The 2,649-nt window shown below is 27.1% G+C and carries 3 protein-coding genes; 2 read left to right on the plus strand and 1 reads right to left on the minus strand.

The genetic code is table 11. The features are described 5' to 3' along the window. The first annotated feature begins 240 nt into the window (after nucleotides 1-240). Nucleotides 241-936 carry an ABC transporter ATP-binding protein gene (locus tag CD138_RS13785; RefSeq protein WP_019169033.1) on the plus strand — a complete coding sequence of 232 codons (696 nt, stop codon included), beginning with the start codon at nucleotides 241-243 and terminating at the stop codon, nucleotides 934-936. Continuing rightward, nucleotides 936-1,709: a DUF2705 family protein gene (locus CD138_RS13790; RefSeq protein ID WP_019169032.1), complete on the plus strand. Its 774-nt coding sequence runs from the start codon at nucleotides 936-938 to the stop codon at nucleotides 1,707-1,709. The genes CD138_RS13785 and CD138_RS13790 overlap by 1 nt, the downstream gene beginning before the upstream one ends. Nucleotides 1,710-2,024: 315 nt before the next feature. On the opposite strand, the gene CD138_RS13795 is transcribed toward CD138_RS13790, so the two are convergent. Continuing rightward, complete coding sequence (locus CD138_RS13795; protein ID WP_019169031.1) at nucleotides 2,025-2,207, minus strand: CsbD family protein; 183 nt, start codon at nucleotides 2,205-2,207, stop codon at nucleotides 2,025-2,027. Nucleotides 2,208-2,649: the final 442 nt, after the last annotated feature.

The following is a 2,649-nucleotide window of genomic DNA, read 5'->3' on the forward strand; positions in this document are numbered from 1 at the left end:
GTTATGACGTCTTTATTAAATTGTTTATATCTGAAATAGTTCATATAGAATGCTCCTTTTTATTAAAATTATATTACATATCTAACTTTGCAACAGAACCGAAATTATTCTCATATATCGAGTAAAGTGACACACTTTTTATAATTTAAATAGTATCTATATCACGCAATACTATATACTTACAATTGTTTGTTTGATAATATTGATATATAAGTCACAAAACCAAAAAGGGGGAATACTATGGAATTATTAACTTTGAACGAAATTAGTAAAAATATCAAAAGTAAAAAAATTCTAAAAGATGTATCTTTCACACTAAACAGTTCCGATATTATTGGATTAGTAGGTGGAAATGGTGCAGGCAAGACAACATTAATGAAAGTTATTTTAGGTCTATCTAGCTATCAATCTGGAAATCTGAAATCACATACTTTAAATAAAAGTAATGATATAGGTGCTTTAATTGAAAATCCTGGATTATATCCATTTCTTACTGGTTTTGAAAATATGAAGCTTATCAATGAAGATAAGGACACAAATAATATTCAACAAATTGTTGATAAGTTAGAAATGAATGATTTTATACATAGTAAAGCAAAAACTTACTCTTTAGGAATGAAACAAAAATTAGGTATCGCTCTTGCCCTTTTAAATCATCCTAAATTAGTTATTTTAGATGAACCAATGAATGGCTTAGATCCAAAAGCTGTAAAAAATGTGAGAGAAACGATTATAGACTTTAAAAATCAAGGGGTAACTTTTTTAATATCTAGTCACATTTTAAGTGAACTTGTAAAAGTTACAGACTCCATTTTAATTATTGATAAAGGGGAGATTATTAAAGAGACTACTATGGAAGAACTCAACCAATCAGATGAAAGTGATTTAGAAAATATATTACTTAACATTATTGATAAAAAGGGGGAACAATCGTAATGGGAACTTTAATTAATCAAGAACTTTATAAGATATTTAAAAAGAAATCTTCCATTATTATCCCAGTTATAATTTTTGCCCTAATGATTGCTATGGCAGTCTTAAGTAATAATTATGAAGATATACTTAAGCCCGAATCACAGTTTAAACAAGGGTATACAGGTTTTTCTTGGATATTCTTTTTAATGATTATTCAAGCAGCAACCATAATCACTATGGAATTCCACTATGGTACAATTAAGAACTTACTTTACAGAAACTACTCAAGAATGAGTATTATTTTAAGTAAGTTTATCGCCTTATTTATTTATTCATTAGCATTATTTATTGTAACTACTTTGATAACTTTAGGTCTAAAATTAATCCTATTTTCTGATATGGATATTTTAAAACAATCTGGGGACAATTTATCATTGTTACAAGAGCACTTGTTAACTGGTTTAGCTACTTATATTGGTATGTGGTTAATATTGAGTTTAACATTATTAATTTCTTGTCTTTTAAAATCACCAGGTGTTTCGATTGCTGTGGGAATTGTCTTCTATTTTGCTTCTTCTGTTATTTCAGTCATACTATTTGCAGCAATAGATCAATGGGAATGGTTAAAATGGAATCCTATCAACATGTTAAATTTAAGCACACAAGTATTAGATAACGAAGTATTCAAAAAAATGACTAAACTAGAATTGCATGAATTATATATTGGTAATATTATCTATATTATTATCTTTTTAGCATTGGTCATTTATGCCTTTAAAAAGAAAAATGTTTAGATACATGTGATATCCTAAAAAAGTAATATTTAGAATAGTGAACACTATTTATATTCAAACAAAAACAATACCTCTCACTTTTATAGTAAGAGGTGTTGTTTGAATATTATAGTTTCTCAGCTTTTATTATAAGCAATATATTACAAGTGGTTCTGTTGCAAAGTAAAAAATAATTAATTCTTGTTTTAACATGGTAGTATTCCCCTAATTGATAATTAGCTATATTTTCTTGACTTTGCAACAGAACCACGACCAAAAAAGATAGACACACAATGTGACTACCTAAATATATGACAAGTACATTTAATTTTAAATTTATTTTTTTAACTTATCGATGACATCATCAATTTTATCTTTAGTTTCCTCAGCAACTTCTTTTACCTTACCAGAAGCTTTATCTTTTTTACCTTCTTTTTCTAAGTTTTTATCACCTACAACACTTCCAGCACCCTCTTTTAAATCACCTTTAGCTTTCTCAAGTTTACCTTCGTTAGACATCTATCTAAACACCTCCTAAAATTTATTTGTAAGCAAGACAGGTTATTTTACCCGATAAAAATTACCCCAAACATAAAATGAATAGTTATTTTTCTAGGTTTTGTTGCAAAGTTAATTTTATAGTATCAAGACAAGAAGAAACTCGTTTCAAAAACCTAAAACACATTAACTCTAATAAGCAAAACTAAAACACATATAACAGCTATTACCGCACATAAAACACTCTTTTATAACTAACTCTTTTATTACTTTTACTTATAATTTTATAAATTTCATTTCCCCAAAGAACCAACGCAGAAATTCCAAACACAATAAAACCTATTCCAAATACATAACCCAAAAGGTGCTGTTGCAAAGTTAGATATGTAATATAATTTTAATAAAAAGGAGCATTCTATATGAACTATTTCAGATATAAACAATTTAATAAAGACGTCATAAC

This window comes from Staphylococcus intermedius NCTC 11048 (genome assembly GCF_002902385.1).
Taxonomy (GTDB): Bacteria; Bacillota; Bacilli; order Staphylococcales; family Staphylococcaceae; genus Staphylococcus; species Staphylococcus intermedius.

Bases quoted from the DNA above. Each gene is read 5' to 3' on its own strand.
- CD138_RS13790 (WP_019169032.1), top strand. From the start codon at position 936: ATGGGAACTTTAATTAATCAAGAACTTTATAAGATATTTAAAAAGAAA.
- CD138_RS13795 (WP_019169031.1), bottom strand. From the start codon at position 2,207: ATGTCTAACGAAGGTAAACTTGAGAAAGCTAAAGGTGATTTAAAAGAG.
- CD138_RS13785 (WP_019169033.1), top strand. From the start codon at position 241: ATGGAATTATTAACTTTGAACGAAATTAGTAAAAATATCAAAAGTAAA.